Annotated in this window: 15 protein-coding genes and 1 pseudogene; 8 read left to right on the top strand and 8 right to left on the bottom strand. The window is 69.8% G+C overall.

Features of this window, described 5'->3' with window-relative positions; genetic code table 11:
• Positions 1-126 precede the first annotated feature (126 nt).
• A pseudogene (locus tag ASJ79_RS01905) lies at positions 127-956 on the top strand (DUF222 domain-containing protein); the annotation flags it as partial.
• Between the two features lies 1 nt (position 957).
• Here ASJ79_RS01905 and ASJ79_RS01900 read toward each other — a convergent pair.
• The 3 genes from ASJ79_RS01900 to ASJ79_RS01895 are packed head-to-tail and all read right to left on the bottom strand — an operon-like array spanning position 958 to position 3,529.
• The gene (locus tag ASJ79_RS01900; RefSeq protein ID WP_067952681.1) at positions 958-3,171 is read right to left on the bottom strand and encodes a cation-translocating P-type ATPase; all 2,214 of its coding nucleotides are present in this window, start codon (positions 3,169-3,171) and stop codon (positions 958-960) included.
• The gene (locus tag ASJ79_RS32985) at positions 3,168-3,317 is read right to left on the bottom strand and encodes a hypothetical protein (RefSeq protein ID WP_197420040.1); all 150 of its coding nucleotides are present in this window, start codon (positions 3,315-3,317) and stop codon (positions 3,168-3,170) included. Before ASJ79_RS32985 ends, ASJ79_RS01900 begins: the two co-directional genes overlap by 4 nt.
• A gap of 5 nt (positions 3,318-3,322) precedes the next feature.
• Positions 3,323-3,529: a heavy-metal-associated domain-containing protein gene (locus ASJ79_RS01895; protein ID WP_067952678.1), complete on the bottom strand. Its 207-nt coding sequence runs from the start codon at positions 3,527-3,529 to the stop codon at positions 3,323-3,325.
• A gap of 78 nt (positions 3,530-3,607) precedes the next feature.
• On the opposite strand from ASJ79_RS01895, the gene ASJ79_RS01890 reads away from it, so the two are divergent.
• Both ASJ79_RS01890 and dtd read left to right on the top strand, forming a co-directional pair.
• Complete coding sequence (locus ASJ79_RS01890; RefSeq protein WP_067952677.1) at positions 3,608-4,249, top strand: DUF305 domain-containing protein; 642 nt, start codon at positions 3,608-3,610, stop codon at positions 4,247-4,249.
• A gap of 9 nt (positions 4,250-4,258) precedes the next feature.
• The gene (gene dtd, locus ASJ79_RS01885; protein ID WP_067952675.1) at positions 4,259-4,690 is read left to right on the top strand and encodes a D-aminoacyl-tRNA deacylase; all 432 of its coding nucleotides are present in this window, start codon (positions 4,259-4,261) and stop codon (positions 4,688-4,690) included.
• Position 4,691: 1 nt separating this feature from the next.
• Here the strand turns inward: dtd and ASJ79_RS01880 are convergent, their stop codons facing one another.
• Positions 4,692-5,588, bottom strand: a complete 897-nt coding sequence (locus ASJ79_RS01880; protein WP_067952683.1) for an AIM24 family protein — start codon at positions 5,586-5,588, stop codon at positions 4,692-4,694.
• 119 nt (positions 5,589-5,707) lie between these two features.
• Between ASJ79_RS01880 and ASJ79_RS01875 the strand changes: the two genes are divergently transcribed.
• Complete coding sequence (locus tag ASJ79_RS01875) at positions 5,708-6,280, top strand: hypothetical protein (protein WP_067952674.1); 573 nt, start codon at positions 5,708-5,710, stop codon at positions 6,278-6,280.
• Here the strand turns inward: ASJ79_RS01875 and ASJ79_RS01870 are convergent.
• From ASJ79_RS01870 to ASJ79_RS01860, 3 genes are all read right to left on the bottom strand, one after another.
• Complete coding sequence (locus ASJ79_RS01870) at positions 6,277-8,439, bottom strand: molybdopterin-dependent oxidoreductase (RefSeq protein WP_067952673.1); 2,163 nt, start codon at positions 8,437-8,439, stop codon at positions 6,277-6,279. The genes ASJ79_RS01875 and ASJ79_RS01870 overlap by 4 nt on opposite strands.
• Positions 8,440-8,504: 65 nt before the next feature.
• Positions 8,505-10,409 carry an ABC transporter ATP-binding protein gene (locus ASJ79_RS01865; protein WP_067952671.1) on the bottom strand — a complete coding sequence of 635 codons (1,905 nt, stop codon included), beginning with the start codon at positions 10,407-10,409 and terminating at the stop codon, positions 8,505-8,507.
• On the bottom strand, positions 10,406-12,139 hold the full coding sequence (locus ASJ79_RS01860) for an ABC transporter ATP-binding protein (protein ID WP_067952665.1): 1,734 nt from the start codon (positions 12,137-12,139) through the stop codon (positions 10,406-10,408). Before ASJ79_RS01860 ends, ASJ79_RS01865 begins: the two co-directional genes overlap by 4 nt.
• A gap of 124 nt (positions 12,140-12,263) precedes the next feature.
• Here ASJ79_RS01860 and ASJ79_RS01855 point away from each other — a divergent pair, with 124 nt between their 5' ends.
• Complete coding sequence (locus ASJ79_RS01855; protein WP_067952662.1) at positions 12,264-12,872, top strand: DUF3558 domain-containing protein; 609 nt, start codon at positions 12,264-12,266, stop codon at positions 12,870-12,872.
• On the top strand, positions 12,869-13,414 hold the full coding sequence (locus ASJ79_RS01850) for a DUF3558 domain-containing protein (protein WP_067952660.1): 546 nt from the start codon (positions 12,869-12,871) through the stop codon (positions 13,412-13,414). Before ASJ79_RS01855 ends, ASJ79_RS01850 begins: the two co-directional genes overlap by 4 nt.
• Before the next feature lie 11 nt (positions 13,415-13,425).
• On the opposite strand, the gene ASJ79_RS01845 is transcribed toward ASJ79_RS01850, so the two are convergent.
• Complete coding sequence (locus ASJ79_RS01845) at positions 13,426-13,944, bottom strand: histidine phosphatase family protein (RefSeq protein WP_067952658.1); 519 nt, start codon at positions 13,942-13,944, stop codon at positions 13,426-13,428.
• Between the two features lie 113 nt (positions 13,945-14,057).
• Here ASJ79_RS01845 and ASJ79_RS01840 point away from each other — a divergent pair, with 113 nt between their 5' ends.
• Both ASJ79_RS01840 and ASJ79_RS01835 read left to right on the top strand, forming a co-directional pair.
• On the top strand, positions 14,058-15,206 hold the full coding sequence (locus ASJ79_RS01840; RefSeq protein ID WP_067952656.1) for an exonuclease SbcCD subunit D: 1,149 nt from the start codon (positions 14,058-14,060) through the stop codon (positions 15,204-15,206).
• Positions 15,203-17,096: ATP-binding protein (locus ASJ79_RS01835; RefSeq protein ID WP_067952654.1), on the top strand; the 1,894-nt coding region annotated here is incomplete at its 3' end. The genes ASJ79_RS01840 and ASJ79_RS01835, both read left to right, overlap by 4 nt.

Below are 17,096 nucleotides of genomic sequence, written 5' to 3'. Positions count from 1 at the left end.
AATCCAGCCGGTCTATCTCATCGTCGTTATCGCCGTCACCGGCCTGACTGTCCTGCCGAACAACCATGGACATCATCGTGCTCCATCTGGCTCATGCAGCTCCTACACAAACCATCTGACACGCCCGATCAGGACGGCCCCGAACCCACCGAGCAGGAGCGGGCCCGCAAGCGCTGGGTGAAGATCGGCAAGCAGCAGCGCGACGGGTTGTCCAAGATCTCCGGCTACATCGACGCCGAGACCCGGGCCTATCTGGACGCGGCCCTGGCCAAGGAGGCCGCCCCGGGAGCCAACCTGCCCGCCGAGGAGCCGGCCAAGGACGGCGGCCAGGAGGACCCCGACGGCGGTCGTGATACCCGCACCGCAGGGCAGCGCAATCACGACGGCCTCAAGGCCCTGCTGCGGCGCAGCCTGGAATCGGGTGACCTGGGCAGCCACAATGGGCTGCCGGTGACGGTGATCGTGTCGACGACGTTGCAGGAGTTGGAGAAGGGCGCCGGGGTGGCGGTCACCGGCGGCGGCAGCCTGTTGCCGATGCGGGATCTGATCCGGATGGCCGCCGAGGCGCATCACTATCTGTATGTGTTCGACGGGCACACCGGCCAGTCCCTGTATTGGGTCGGGCCAAACGGTTGGCCAACGCCGCGCAGCGGTTGGTGCTGCACGCCCGGGAGCGGGGCTGCACCCGGCCGGGCTGCACGGTGCCGGGGTACTGGGCCCAGGTCCATCACGCGGTCAAGGATTGGAAGGACGACGGTCAGACCGATATCGATGATCTGACCCTGGCCTGTGGGCCGGACAATCGGATGATCGAGAACACCGGCTGGACCACCCGCAAGAACGCCAAAAACCAGACCGAATGGATCCCCCCACCCGAACTCGACACAGGGCAGCACCGCGTCAACGGCTACCACCACGTGCGCCACCTACTCCCCGAAGACGACGAAGGCCCGTAGCTCAGCGCGACGGAGTGAACGCACGCAGGCGCAGGCTGTTGCTCACCACGAACACCGAGCTGAAAGCCATTGCGGCGCCGGCGATCATCGGATTGAGCAGTCCCGCCGCGGCCAGCGGCAGCGCCGCGACGTTGTACGCGAACGCCCAGAACAGGTTGCCCTTGATCGTGCTCAACGTCTTGCGGGACAGGCGAATCGCATCCGGGACCGCGCGCAGGTCATCGCTCACCAACGTCAGATCACTGGCCTCGATCGCGACATCGGTGCCGCTGCCCATCGCCAGCCCCAGATCGGCCTGCGCCAGCGCGGCCGCATCGTTGACACCGTCGCCGACCATCGCGACCACCTTGCCGTCGGCCTGTAGCCGCTTGACCGTGTCGACCTTGTCCTGCGGCAGCACCCCGGCGACCACCTCGTCGATGCCGACCTGGGCGGCGACCGCACGCGCGACCGCCTCGTTGTCACCGGTCACCATGATCGGCGTCAGGCCCAACTGCTTCAGCAGCGAAATGCCCTCCGCTGACGTGGGTTTCACCGCATCGGCCACCATCAGCACGCCCCGGGCGCGTCCGTCCCAGCCCACGACGACCGCCGTCCGGCCGTCGGCCTCGGCCTGCGCAACCGCGGCACGGACGTCGTCCGGGACGTCGACCGCCCGGTCCGCCAGCAGCCGGACCCGGCCCAACACGACCGCATGCCCGTCCACCTCGCCGGACACACCGAGGCCGCGCAGATTGGTGAAGCCCGCGACCGTGGGCAGCTCGCCGAACTTCTCCAGTGCGCCCGACGCGATGGCGCGCGCGATCGGATGCTCCGACGAGTTCTCCACCGCACCGGCGATTCGCAACACCTCGTCCGGTTGCTCCCCGTCGCCGGCGAACACGTCGACCAACGTCATGTTCCCGGTGGTCACGGTGCCGGTCTTGTCCACGATCACCGTGTCGACGCGTCGCGTGTCCTCCAGCACCTCGGGCCCCTTGATCAGGATGCACAATTGCGCGCCGCGGCCCGTGCCCACCATCAGTGCCGTCGGTGTCGCCAGGCCCAGCGCACACGGGCACGCGATGATCAGCACCGCCACCGCCGCGGTGAACGCGGCGGCCAGCGACTGCCCACTGCCGACCCAGAAACCCAGCGTGGCCACCGACAGCGCGATCACGACCGGCACGAAGACCCCGGAGATCCGGTCGGCCAGCCGCTGCGCCTGCGCCTTCCCGTTCTGGGCGTCCTCGACCAAACGTGCCATCTGCGCCAGCTGGGTGTCGGCACCCACCCGCTCGGCGCGCACCACCAGACGGCCGTCGACGTTCACCGTCGCACCGACCACCTGATCGCCGGGCTGCACCTCCGCCGGCACCGACTCCCCGGTCAGCATCGACGCATCGACCGCCGACGCGCCCTCCACGACAACGCCGTCGGCGGCGATCTTCTCGCCCGGACGCACCACGAACTCGTCGCCGATCGTCAGCTGCTCGATCGGAATGCGTTGCTCGGCACCGGCTCTGCGCACGGTCACCTCGCGGGCACCCAGTTCCAAAAGTGCCCGCAGTGCCGCGCCGGCCCGTCGCTTCGCCCGCGCCTCGAAGTAGCGGCCGGCCAGGATGAACGTCGTGACCCCGGCGGCGGCCTCGAGGTAGATGTTGCCGCTGCCGTCGGTGCGGGCGATGGTCAGCTCGAACGGGTGCGTCATCCCCGGCATGCCGGCGGTGCCCCAGAACAGCGCATAGAGCGACCACCCGAACGCGGCGAGCGTGCCGACCGAGATCAGCGTGTCCATCGTGGCGGTCCCGTGGCGCAGGTTGGTCCACGCAGCCTGATGGAACGGCCACGCGCCCCACACCACCACGGGCGCGGCCAAGGTCAGCGACAGCCACTGCCAGTACGTGAACTGCAGCGCCGGCGCCATCGCCATCGCCATCACCGGAACCGACAACGCCACGCAGATCAGCAGGCGCCGTTTCAGCGCCGCCGCCGGGTCCTCGGCGGGTTCGGCCGGTTCGGCGGCGCGTTCGGGCAGCGCGGCCTGATAGCCGGCCGACTCGACGGCCGAGACGAGTTGCTCAGGGGAGATCTGCTCCCCGTATTCGACGCGCGCCCTCTCGGTCGCGAAGTTCACCGTGGCGGCGACACCGTCGAGCTTGTTCAGCTTCTTCTCCACCCGCGCCGCGCACGACGCGCAGGTCATCCCACCGATGGTGAGTTCGACGGTGTTCACCGGTGCTCCCCCTCATGGGTCTGTGTCTCGCCGGCGGGCACCGCCACGCCGGGGGAGGGGCCGACGGCGTGGCCGACCCACAGCGAGGCCGCGAACACCACGGCAAGCATGGCGACGAAGGCGGCGATCTTCACCGGGGCGGCCATGCCGATCAACCCGCCAACGAGTAGCCGGCCTCTTCGACCGCCGCGCGGATGACCGCGGGGTCGACGGGGCTGTCGCTGCCGATCGTCACCGCACCGCTGGTGACGTCGACCTCGACTTCGAGAACGCCGGGGATGTGGGTGAGCTCGGCGCGGACGGAATTGGCGCATCCGCCGCAACTCATACCCTCGACGGTGATGGTGGTAGTGCTCATCGGGCTCCTGTTCACGTTGTGACGACCAATATGTACCATACCCCCTAGGGTATCGACTCCATGGGAAGGGAGCAGGAAATGGTGTCGAAAGGCAGTGTGCTGGCCGGGGCGGGCGCCGTGGGCGCCACGCTTGCGTTGCTTCTGGCCGGCTGCGGCGACGGCGGGACGCAGGCCACCGAGAGTGAGCACACGACACACGAGCAGGAGACGACCTCCCAGGCGGCCGACGGCGCTCAGGTGCACAACGACGCCGACGCCACCTTCGCCCGCGACATGATCCCGCATCACGAACAAGCCGTCGTGATGAGCGACATCATGCTGGGCAAAGACGGGATCGACCCGCGGGTGACTCAACTGGCCGAGCAGATCAAGGCCGCCCAGGGTCCGGAGATCGACACGATGCGGCAGTGGCTGACCGACTGGGGTGTGCCCGCGCCGTCCGGCCACGAAGGGCATGACATGGGCGGCGGCGCGGTCGATCACGCCGGGATGGGCATGATGACCGAGGAGCAACTCGAACAGTTGCGGCAGGCGCAGGGTGTCGAGGCCGCCCGTCTGTTCCTGACCGGGATGATCGCCCACCACGAAGGCGCGGTCCGAATGGCGCAGACCGAGGTGGACAGCGGTCAGGCCCCGCAGGCGGTGGACCTGGCGCACGCCATCATCGAGACGCAGCAGCGCGAGATCGCGACGATGAGGGAGATCTTGGGCTCACTGTAGGTTCTCGGGATGCGAATCCTCGTGCAGCGGGTGACTTCGGCCAGGGTGACGGTCGGCGGCGAGACGGTCGGTGAGATCCGCCCGCGCAGCCAGGGCCTGCTCGCGCTCGTCGGCGTCACCCACGACGACGACCCCGCCAAGGCGCGGCGGTTGGCCGAAAAGCTCTGGCAGCTGCGGATTCTCGACGACGAGAAGTCGGCCGCCGACATCGGCGCGCCGATTCTGGTGGTCAGTCAGTTCACGCTCTACGGGAACACCACCAAGGGTCGGCGGCCGACGTGGAACGCCGCCGCGCCGGGTGCGGTCGCCGAGCCGATGGTCGACATGTTCGCCTCGGCGCTGACCGACCTCGGCGCCGAGGTGGCGTGCGGCGTCTTCGGGGCCGACATGCAGGTCGAGCTCGTCAACGACGGCCCGGTCACCGTGTTGCTGGAGCTCTGACCTACTGGGGCGTCGTGGCGGGGATGCCCTCGGAGGGCTGCACGATCACGAAACCGTTGCCGTAGAACGACACCTGCATCGCCTCACCGGAGCCGCGGCCGATCAGCGCGCCGGCCTTGAAGCTGGTCTTCAGCTGCGTCTGGAGGTTCGCCGACCAGGCCACCACGGCGTTGGTGTCGGCGAACGTCGGCGCCTCGGCGGCGTTGAGCACCACCGGTGGCCCGTCGGTGGTCAGCGCGACCCACCCGGTGCCGCGCAGCGTGGTGTTGAACAGCCCGCCGGCCACCATGCTGCCGCCCCTGACCCGCTCGATGTTCCAGTCCAGGCTCGACGAGAATGCCAGTACGTTCTTGCCGCTGATGGACAGCCCGGAGTTGGTCAGGTTGAGCAGGTGCACGTCGTAGGCCCGGTCAGCGAGGAACACGTCACCCTGGCCCTGGCACCGCATCAACGGAAGCCCCTCACCGGTCAGCGCCTTCTTGAGGAACTTCGACGCCCCGCCGCCCTCGAAGGCGAATTCGACGTTGCCCTGGTAGGCCACCATGGAGCCCTGCCGGGCCATGAACGGTTCGCCCAGCCGCACCCGCAGCAGTTTGGTGTTCTGGTTCGCGATCGGTTTGGCTTCCTTCTCGCTGAACCGGCCGTCGACGAGATCGCCGCTGATACCGGCGAATCCGTCACCCCCGGCGGCGAAACCGGGCCCACCGGCGACCGCCTCCACCTGATGCTGACCGGGATACTGCTGCGGGGCCTGCGGGGCGGGCGCGCCGCCCAGCGGTGACCGCTGCAACTGTCCGTGATGGGACACCTGATCGGTCCACTGCCGTCCGTCGTGCCATCGGTAGTCGAACCGACCTTCGGGGTCGGGCTGCCAACTGCCTTGTCCGGGTCCTGTCACGGCCGCCTCCTCACAGGTGTGCTGCACCAACCCTAAGGGCCGTCTCCGCGGCGCCGACCGGGATTCAGCCGTCGGTGAATATCGCACCAACCGATCTTTAACGGTGTAAGCATGTAATCATGCGACATCATCCTCATGGCCGACGCTCCGGTCGCCCCGGTGGCTGGCAGCAGGCCGATCAACCCGACGCGGCCGACGCCGGCGACTGGTTCGCCGGCCGCCTGCCCGACAACTGGTTCGCCGGTGACCCCGAGGTCATCGTCGACCGCGAAGAGATCACCGTCATCGGTCGTCTCCCCGACTCCGAGAACCCCGAGAGCGAAGCCCGCGCGTCGGGACGCGCCGCCCGCTTCCGCGAGCAGACGCGCGCCGAGCGAATGCAGATCGCCGACGAGGCGGAGGCCCGCTACGGCCGCAAGGTGGCCTGGGGCGTGGAGATTCACGGCGCCGACGACCAGCAGCCGGAACGGATCCTGTTCACCCACCTCGCCGTCCCGGTGATGACCCGGCTGCGGCAGCCGGAGCGGCGGGTGCTCGACACGCTCGTCGACGCCGGCGTGGCCCGGTCCCGCTCCGACGCGCTCGCGTGGTCGGTGCGGCTGGTCGGCGAGCACGCCGACGAATGGCTGGGCAAACTGCGCGCTGCGATGCGCGAGGTCGACGACCTGCGCGCGGAGGGCCCGCAGCTCTAAGCCGGTGTGACGGCCACGTAGCCGGAGTTCAGCGCCGCGGTCTGCGACAGCGGGTCCACCGCGGTGCCGTCGACCAGGAGGTTGCGGTTGACGCCGTAGACCCGCGGTTCCGATCCGGTGAGAGGGTCGAACACCCTCGAGCCCCAGCCGTGGTCGATGACGACGACCCCTCGCCGCGGCAGGTCGCTGACCGAAGCGCGCAGTTCCACCGCGCCGACGGGGCTGTGCACCATGACGCGGTCGCCGTCGCCGATCCCGAGCCGCGCCGCGTCCTCGGGATGGATCACCACGTGGCTGCCCCTGCCGGACGGGTGCAGACCCGGCAGCTCGTTGAGCCAGGAGTTCATCGAGTGCCGGTTGCGCCGGTTGCCCAGCTGGAACGGATGGTCCGGAGGGGGATGCGGCACCGGCTCGGCGAGCAGTTCGCGGGTGCGGGCGACGAATTCGGGCGGGGCGACATGCACCTTCCTGTCGGGGGTGCGCAACGCTTTCCGGAAGTGCCCGAACTCCCGCGGCCCGAGCACCCAGCCGTGCGGATGTGCGACGACGTCACGCCAGCGGATCCGGCGGCCGTCGACCTTGCGGCCGGTCGCCACCAACAGCCGGTCGACCCACTGCGGGCCGAATTCGAGGCCGGCTCTGCCGGTCAGCCGCGCCAGCCGTCGACTGGCCTTGACGAACCCGTTGAGTCCCGGCGCCCCGAACAGGGGACGGTCCATCGCCAGCGCCAGGTCGACGAAGATGCGCCACTCCTGCCTGGCCTGCGCCGGCGGGTCGACCGCGCGCACGCCGTAGTGCAGGTAGGGCTCGTCGTGCAGGTTGCTGGTGAACGTCAACAGATCGTCGCGCTCCAGCCAGTGCACCGCGGGCAGGAGCCAGTGCGCGTGGCGGTGGCTCTCGCGCTGCACGAAATCGATCGCGACCAGAAGATCGAGTCGTGACAGCGCGTGATCCAGCTTCGCGCCGTCGGGTCCGGAGACCACCGGATTGCCGCTGTTGATCACCAGCGCACGGATCTGTCCGCGCCCCGGCGTGGTGATCTCGTCGGGCAGCTCGCTCAACGCGTGGGCACCGGCCACCAGCGGCCGTCCGCGCAGCCGGCTGGTGTGCGGCCTCGTGCCGGCCAGATCGGCCAGCCGCAGCGCGTCGACATATCCGGGTTCGAACCGTCGTCCACCCGGCCGGTCCATGCGGCCGGTGATCACGTTCAGCACGTGACCCAGCCACTCGCCGACCGTGCCCGCCAGATGCAGCGACACCCCGGTCCGGGTCACCACCATCGCCCCCCGCGCCGCCGCGAACGCCCTTGCGACATCGACGATCTGCGCTCGCGGCAGATCGCAGCGGGCGGCCAGATCGTCGAGGTCGGCGCCGGCCACCAGGTCGCGAAGCCGGTCCGTGCCGGAGGCGAGACCGGTGCAGTCGGCGCGGTGTTCCAGGCCCTCGTCCAGGATCACCTTGACCATCGCCAGCAGCAGCGCCCAATCCTGCCCCGGCCGCACCGCCAGATGCACGTCGGCCCGCTGCGCGGACTCGGTGCGCAGCGGGTCGACGACCACGATGGTGGCGCCCCGTCGTTGACGGGCCAGGGCGCGGCGCCACCCGCCCGGCACCGATTCCAGCCAGTTCCATGCGCTCACAGCGGGATTGGTGCCGACCAACAGGAAGTAGTCGCAGTTGTCGACGTCGGACACCGGTGCCAGCAGCGCCGAGCCGTACATCTTCTCGGCGACCACGTGCATCGCGTTCTGGTCGACCGAACCCACCGCGTAGCGGTTGAACGTCCCGACGGCGTCGAGCCAGCCGTTCATGAACATCAGGTTCGACGACGAGTAGCCGGCCGGGTTCCCGTAGTACGCGCCCACCGCGTCGGGCCCGTCGGCGTCGACGACCGCGTTCATCCGCGCGGCGATGTCCGCGATCGCCTCGTCCCAGCCGGTCTGGACGTAGCGGTCGCCCACCCGCTTCATCGGTGCCACGATCCGGCGGGGATGCTCGACGACCTGGTGCGCGGTGCGGCCCTTGGCGCAGAAATCCCGCCAGCTGTGCGGGTTCTGCTTGTCGGGGGAGATCTTCACGACACGGTCGCCGTCGACGGTGACCTCCACACCGCACGAGGCCAGGCAGTACCGGCAGAAGGTGTGCACGGTGCGGCTCATGCCGTCATGGTGCCCGAGCCGTCCGCGGCCGTCCGGCGAATGCGATTGAGCGGGGCGCTCAAACGTCAGCGGCTCGCCATGGTCCAGTACTCGCCGTGCCTGGCCATCAACTCGTCATGGCTGCCGCGCTCGACGATCCTGCCCGCCTCCATCACCAGGATCATGTCCGCATCCCGGATCGTCGAAAGCCGGTGCGCGATGATGAAGCTCGTCCGGTCCCGGCGCAGCCGGCTCATCGCGCGCTGGATCAGCACCTCGGTGCGGGTGTCCACCGAGCTGGTCGCCTCGTCGAGGATCAGCAACCGGGGCTGGGCCAGCACCGCCCGGGCGATCGTGATGAGCTGTTTCTCCCCGGTGCTGATGTTCGTGCCGCCGTCGTCGATGCGGGTTTCGTATCCGTCGGGCAGGGTGTGCACGAAGCGGTCGACGTACGCGGCCCGGGCCGCTTCGATCACCTCGTCGCGGCCGGCCTCGGGCCGCCCGTAGGCGATGTTGTCGTGGATCGTGCCGGCGAACAGCCAGGTGTCCTGCAGCACCATCCCGATGCGTGAACGCAGTGAGGCGCGGCTCACCGACGCGATGTCCACGCCGTCGAGCAGGATCCGGCCGGCGTCGACGTCGTAGAACCGCATCAACAGGTTCACCAGCGTGGTCTTGCCCGCGCCGGTCGGCCCGACGATCGCGACCGTGGTGCCGGGTTCGGCGACCAGCGAGAGGTCCTCGATCACCGGGACGTCGGGCCGGTACCCGAACCGCACCCGTTCGAACTCGACCCGGCCGCTCCGTCCGCCGTTGCCGGACGGTAGCGCGGCCGGCGGGTCCGGCGCCTCCTCGTCGGCGTCGAGGAGGTCGAATACCCGCTCGGCGCTGGCGATTCCGGACTGCAGCGTGTTGTACATGCCGGCGATCTGGGTGAGTGGCTGGTTGAACTGGCGGACGTACTGGATGAACGCCTGGATGCCGCCGAGGGTGATCTGCCCGGTGGCCACCTGGATGCCGCCGAGCACCGCCACCGCGACGTAGCTGAGGTTGCCGATGAAGATGGTCGCGGGCGAGACCAGCCCGGACAGGAACTGGGCGCCGAAGCTGGCGTGGTAGACGTCGTCGTTGAGTTCCCGGAACTGCTCCTCGGCATGCGCGCGGTGGCCGAAGGTCTTGACGACGGTGAAGCCGCTGTAGGTCTCCTCGATGTGGGCGTTGAGTCTGCCGGTGTTGGTCCACTGCTCGACGAAGAGCTTGCGGGACCGCTTGGCGATCGAGCGGGTGACCCACAGCGACAACGGCACCGTGACCACGGTGAGCAGGGTCAGCAGCGGCGAGATCGTCAACATCATCGCCAGCACGCCGATCACCGTCAGCACCGAGGTCAGGAGCTGGGTGATCGACATCGTCAGCGACTGCTGCAGGTTGTCGACGTCGTTGGTGACCCGGCTGAGCACCTCGCCGCGTTGCCGCGAGTCGAAGTACCGCAGCGGCAGCCGGTGCACCTTGTCCTCGACGTCGGCGCGCAGCATCACCATGGTCCGCTGCACCACCACGTTGAGCAGCCGGGCCTGAATCCAGACCATCAGCGCCGCAACCAGATACAGGCCCAAAGCCAGCGCGAGCGTACGGCCGACTGCGCCGAAGTCCACTCCCTGCCCGGGCACCACGTCCATGCCCGACAACAGGTCGGCGAAGGTCCCGTCGCCGCGTTCCCTGGCGGCCTCGACCGCCTGCTCCTTGGTCAGGCCCGCGGGCAGCTGGCGGCCCACCACCCCGTTGAACAGCAGATCGGTCGCGTGCCCGAGGATTCGCGGGCCGATCACCCCGACGGCGATGCCGCCGACGCCGAGCAGCATCACCGCGGCGGTCAGCCGACGGTGCGGAGTCAGTCGTCTCAGGAGCCGGATCGCCGAACCCTTGAAATCGCGGGACCGGGTCTGCGGCGGCTCGCCCATCCGCATCGGGCGTGCCAGCGGGCCGCTCATCGCTCGCCCGCCGGCACCGACTGCGAGTCCGCGAACTCCCGGTAGGGCTGACACCTCTGGATCAGCTGCTCGTGGGTTCCCGACCCCACCACCCGGCCGTCGTCGACGACGACGATCAGGTCGGCGCCGGACACCGTCGAGATACGTTGAGACACAATGATCACGGTGGCCGCGGCGGAGACGGCGCGCAGGTGGTCGCGGACACGTGCGTCGGTGTGTACGTCCAGCGCGGAGAACGCGTCGTCGAACAGGTAGATCGCCGGATCGCGGATCACGGCGCGGGCGATCGCCAGCCGCTGCCGCTGACCGCCGGAGAAGTTCATCCCGCCCTGGGTGACCCGCATCGACAATCCGTCGGGATGGGCGCCGACGAAGTCGTCGGCGCAGGCGACCCGCAGCGCCGCCCACATCTGGTCGTCGTCGGCGTCGGGCCGGCCGTACCGCAGGTTGTCGGCGACCGTGCCGGAGAACAGGTAGCCGCGTTGGGGCACCAGTCCGATCGCGTCCCACAGCCGGTCGATGTCGATGTCGCGCACGTCGACTCCGTCGACGCGCACCGCACCCGAGGTGACGTCGTAGAGCCGGCAGATCAGCGACACCAGCGTCGACTTGCCCGAGCCGGTGGACCCGACGATCGCGGTGGTGGTGCCCGGGCGGGCGGTGAACGAGACGTCCTGCAGCACGGGGCGGTCGGCGCCGGCGTAGCTGAATGTCGCGGCGTCGAACCGGATCTCGCCGGCGATGGCGGCCGGGGACGCCGCGGTGGGGGAGTTGGTGATCGCGGGCTCGGTCGCGAGCACCTCGGTGATCCGCTCCGCGCACACCGACGCGCGCGGGATGAGCACCAGGATGAACGTCGCCATCAACACCGCGAGCAGGATCTGCATGAAGTAGGACAGGAACGCGATCAGCGACCCGACCTGCATCTGACCGGCGTCGATGCGCATGCCGCCGAACCAGATCAACGCCACGCTGGAGATGTTGATCACCAGCGTGGTCACCGGCAGCATCAGTGCCTGCCAGCGCCCGGCTTCCAGCACGCTGCCCGCCAGCGCGGTGTTGGCTTCGGCGAAACGGTTGCGCTCGAACGGTTCCCGGGCGAACGCGCGCACCACCCGCAACCCGGTCAGCTGTTCCCGCATCACCCGGTTGATCCCGTCGATCTGGCCCTGGACCCTGCGGAAGACGGGCAGCAGATGCGAGACGATCCAGTAGTTCGCCAGGGCGAGCACCGGCACACTGACCACCAGCAGCCACGACAGGCCGGCGTCCTGGTGGATCGCCATGGCGATGCCGCCGACGCTCATGATCGGCGCGGTGACCAGCATCGTGCAGGTCAGCTGGACCAGCAGCTGGATCTGCTGGACGTCGTTGGTGGTGCGGGTCAGCAGGGACGGCGCGCCGAACCGCGCCGTCTCCTCGGCCGAGAATCCGGTGACGTGATGGAACATCGCCGCGCGCAGATCGCGGCCCACGCCCATGCTCGCGCGCGACCCGAAGTACACCGCACCCACCGCGCACATGACCTGCAACCCGGTCACGGCCAGCATCACCAGTCCGAGTTCGGCGATGCGGCGCAGGTCGCCTCGGGCGACACCGTCGTCGATGATCGCGGCGTTGACCGTGGGCAGGTACAACGTCGCCAGCGTGCTGACCACTTGGAGCGACGCGACGATCGTCAGCAGCCGGCGGTAGGGCCGTGCGTACCGGCGGAGCAGCCCCCAGAGCATCCCGCTACTGTCCCACACCGATTGCCGGGCCCCGCTGCGAGCGAGGGTTCGCCACACCTGAGAATCCGATAAATGGGCAGGTCAGTCGGCATGTCGGTGGTTGACGCCGAGGGCTGCCGCTACAGTGCATGGCGTGAACCCCAGCTTCCGTGGACACCGTCGGCCGACGGCGCCGGTATCTGCCCGTCGCGTGCGCAGGTCGCTGGCCGTCGCCGCCGCGGCCGTGCTCCCGGTGCTCGCCGGGTGCTCCGATTCCGAGCCGCAGACCCCGGCCGTGCCGTCGACCGAGGCGCCGCAGCAGAGCGTTGCGCACGGACCGTTCTTCCCCGAATGCGGTGGCGTCAGCGACGAGGAGATCATGAGGCTGACCGAGGTACCCGGTCTGGTGAACACCGCGAAGACCTCGGTCGGGTGCCAGTGGCTCTCCGGTGGATCGATCCTGGGGCCGCATTTCTCGTTCTCGTGGTTCCGCGGCAGCCCGATCGGCCGCGAGCGCAAGACCATGGAGCTGTCGCGGACCAGCGTGGAGGACCTCAGCATCGAGGGCCACGACGGCTTCATCGGGATCAACGAGGACCCCGACCCGGAGATCGGCGTCAACCTGTGTGAGGTCGGCATCCAGTTCGACGACGACTTCATCGAATGGTCGATCAGTTACGCGCAGCCGCCGTATCCGGACCCGTGCGAGGTGGCCAAGGAGCTCACCCGCCAGTCGATTGTGAATTCGCGATGACCCGACGCCTGCTCACAGGAGCGATCGCCGCGCTGGCCGGGCTGGCCGTGCTGACCGGTTGCACACAGACGGTCGAAGGCACCGCCGCCAAATCCGGGACCGGCCCCGTGCCCCGTAACGACAACTCCGAGCGTCAATACCCGAACCTGCTCAAGGAGTGCGAGGTCCTCACCGAGGACATCCTCGCCGAGACGGTCGGCGCCGACCCGCTGGACATCCAGAGCACGTTCGTCGGCGCGATCTGCCGCTGGCAGGCCGCCAACCCGGCCGGACTCGTCGACATCACCCGCTTCTGGTTCGAGACCGGCAGCCTCGACAACGAGCGCGGCGTGGCCGAACAGCTGGAGTACCAGATCGAGAACCGGTCGGTCGCGGGCATCTCATCGATTGTGATGCGGCCCAACGATCCCAATGGGTCGTGCGGCGTCGCCAGCGATGCCGCCGGTGTCGTCGGCTGGTGGGTCAACCCCCAGACCCCCGGGATGGACGCCTGCGGGATGGCGATCAAGTTGATGGAGCTGACGCTGGCCACCCGGGCCTGACCCCGGCCGGTTCAGCGCGGGACGTGGAAGCCGACGAGCTCGGCTCCCCGTAACGCGAGGTGTTCCCACGCGGCCGCGGTGTGCAGCACCGCGATCGCCGACGTCGGGAATTTCGCCGAAATGCTCTGGTAGGCAGGGTTGTCGACGTCCGGGTTGTCGGCCAGACCCAGCGCCAGCGACGACATCACCGGCTCGTGCCCGATGACCAGCAGCGTCGAGACGTCCCCGTCGAAGTGGGAGGGCACGGCGTTGATCTCCTCGATCACGATGCCCGGCGTCGCGTCGTAGAGGCGGTCGACGTACCGCACGGGTGCGGTGATGCCGGTGCGCTCCAGGGTCTGGCGGGTGCGTGTCGCCGTCGAGCACAGCACGGCGTCCACCTGACCCACGTTCGCCCTGAGCCAGTCGCCGGCCAGGGCGCCCTCCCGGACGCCGCGCGCCGCCAGCGGACGGTCGTGGTCGACGACCCCGTCCGGGTAGCCGGACTTGGCGTGGCGAAGCAACAGCAGGGTGCGGTGTCGGTCGCTCATCGGTCAACCGTAGGCCATGCCGGTGCGCGTCCACGGACTTGTCGGGGGGCGGCCCTACAGTAGCCATGCCATGACAGACACAGCCGGTGACGACGCGGAGGGGGCGGGGCGAGATGCGATTTCTGCACACTGCTGACTGGCAGTTGGGAATGACCCGTCATTACCTCAACGGTGATGCGCAGCCCCGCTATTCGGCGTCGCGGCGCAGCGCGGTGGCAACGCTGGGTGCGCTGGCCGGGGAGGTGGACGCCGAGTTCGTCGTCGTCGCCGGGGACGTCTTCGAACACAATCAGCTCGCCCCGCGCGAGGTCAGCACCGCCCTGGAGGCGATGCGCGCCATCCCGGTCCCGGTGTATCTGCTGCCCGGCAACCACGATCCGCTGGATGCGTCGTCGGTGTACACCAGCGCGCTGTTCACCTCCGAGAAGCCCGACAACGTGGTGGTGCTCGACCGGGCCGGGGTGCACGAGGTCCGTCCGGGGCTGGAGCTGGTGGCCGCGCCGTGGTTCTCGAAGGCGCCCACCACCGACCTGGTGGGCCGGGTCCTCGACGGATTGTCCGCGGGCAGCGTGACCCGGGTCGTCGTCGGTCACGGTGCCGTCGACATCCACGTCCCGGACAAGGACCGGCCGTCGCTGATCGCGCTCGCCGGCGTGGAGGCCGCGATCGAGCGCGGCGCGGTCCACTACGTCGCGCTGGGGGACAAGCACTCTCGCATGAGCGTCGGTACCAGCGGACGGGTCTGGTACTCGGGCTCACCGGAGGTCACCAACTACGACGACATCGAACCCGACCCGGGGAACGTGCTGGTCGTCGACATCGACGAATCGGAGGCGAGCCGGCCGGTCCAGGTGGAGGCGCGCCGGGTCGGCACCTGGCGGTTCATGTCCCTGCGGCACGCGGTCGACGACAACCGCGACGTCGCCGATCTCGACATCAACCTCGACCAGATGCCGGACAAGGAGCGCACCGTGATCCGGCTCGGGCTGACCGGATCCCTGACGGTGACCGACCGGGCGGCACTGGACGCGTGCCTCGATCGCTACGCCCGGCTGTTCGCGGCGCTGGTGCCGTGGGACAAGGAGACCGACCTCGCGGTGATGCCGGCCGACGGGGAGTTCGACGACCTCGGGATCGGTGGCTTCGCCGCCGCCGCGGTCGACGAGCTGGTTGCCACGGCGCGGTCGGCCGGAGACGACGCCGAGGACGCGCGCGCGGCGCTGGCGCTGCTGCTGCGCCTCACCGAAGGGGGCGCGGCGTGAAGCTGCACCGACTGGTCCTGACGAACTACCGCGGAATCACCCACCGCGACATCGAGTTTCCCGATCGCGGGGTGGTGGTGGTCAGCGGCCCGAACGAGGTCGGCAAGTCCTCGATGCTCGAAGCGCTCGACCTGCTGCTGGAGTCCAAGGACCGCTCCAGCCGGAAAGAGGTCAAACAGGTCAAGCCGACGCACGCCGACGTCGGCGCGGAGGTGACGGCCGAGATCTCCGCGGGTCCTTACCGGTTCGTGTACCGCAAGCGCTTCCACAAGCGGCCCGAGACGGAACTGACCGTGCTGACCCCGCGGCGCGAGCAGCTCACCGGCGACGAGGCGCACGAACGCGTGCGCGCGATTCTCGCCGAGTCCGTGGACCTGGATTTGTGGCAGGCCCAGCGGGTGCTGCAGTCGGCGCCGACGTCGGCCGCGGAGCTCTCGGGGTGCGATGCGCTGTCCCGGGCGCTGGACGTGGTGGCCGGTGAGGTCGACGACGTGCCCGCGGCGGGCCCCGGGAACGTCGAGAGCCTGCTGATCGACCGGGTCGAGGAGGAGTACCGGCGCTACTTCACCTTGACCGGCCGCGCCACCGGCGAATGGGCGGCCGCCTCCGCGCGGCTGCGCGCCGCCGACGAGGACGTGGCACGCTGCGCGGCCGCGATGGCCGAGGTCGACGAAGCGGTGCGCACCCACGCCAGGATGACCGCCGACCTGTCCCGGCTGGCGCGGGAATGCGCCTCTGCCACAGAGCGGCTCGACCGCGCACGGAGCGCAGCCGCGGCCGTCGCGGTGCTGCAGGGCGAGTTCGACCAGGCGACGGTGCGTGCCGATGCCGCCAGGGCCGCGCACACCGCGTCCACCGCGGTGCTGACCGAGCGGCGCCGCGCGCGGGCCGACATCGACGAGCGGACGGCGACGGTAGCGGTGCTGCAGGCCGAAAACGACACCGCCGCCGACGCACTGGACACCGCCAAGGAGATGCAGGTCGCCGCGGAGGAGGCTGCCGAACAGGCGCGAACCGCCCTGAGTGCCAGCCAGGAGCGGGTCGACGCGGCACGCGGTGCGGTGCAGCGGCTGGCCGACCGCGAGGAGATGGACCGCCTCACCACCCGCATCGCCGCGATCGAACGGCATGAACGCGAACTGGCCACGGTGCAGAACGACCTGGCGGCGATCACGCTCACCGATGCGCGGCTGGCCGCCATCGAGAGCGCCGCGGCCGCCGTCGACCGGGCCGCCGCCGCCGTCGAGCAGACCTCGGCCCACATCGAGGTCACCGCCGCCGCCGACGTCGAGGTCCGCATCGGCGGGCAGGACGTGACCCTGCGCGCGGGCCAGACATGGGCCGCCGCGACGGGATCCGCCACCGCGGTCGACCTGCCCGGTGTGCTGTCCGTGCAGGTGGTGCCGGGTGCGTCCGCGGCCGCCACCCAGACGGTGCTCGACAGTGCGCGAGCCGGCCTGGCCGAGTCGTTGCAGGCGGCCGGGGTCACCGACGTCGAGGCCGCCCGCGCGCTGGATCAGCGCCGGCGCGACCTGCGTGCGGCCCGGCAGCAGGTGCGCGCGGTCCTGGAGGCGCTGACCGCCGACGACTCCATCGACGAGTTGCGAACCCGCCTGAAAGAGCTGCAGGCCCGGATGCCCGCCGAGGAAGGGCTTTTCGACGCCGACGGGTCGCTGGACCCGGCGGCGCAGCGGCTGGAGCTCGTCGAGGCCACCGCGGCCCACCAGCAGGCCATCCGCGACTGCGAGACCCACCGGAAAGTCGCCGAGGAATCAGGCAAGCTGTTGGCCAAGCGGAGCCTGCATGCGGCCCGCCTGCTGGAGAAGCTGCAGGCCGCGCAGACCGAGCTCGCCGCGGCTGCGCAGCGGCTGGCCGAGCAGCGCGCGGCCG

It is taken from the genome of Mycobacterium sp. NAZ190054 (genome assembly GCF_001545925.1).
Taxonomy (GTDB): domain Bacteria; phylum Actinomycetota; class Actinomycetes; order Mycobacteriales; family Mycobacteriaceae; genus Mycobacterium.
Note: the sequence above shows the minus strand (reverse complement) of the source record. Positions and strands in the feature narration are given on the sequence as shown.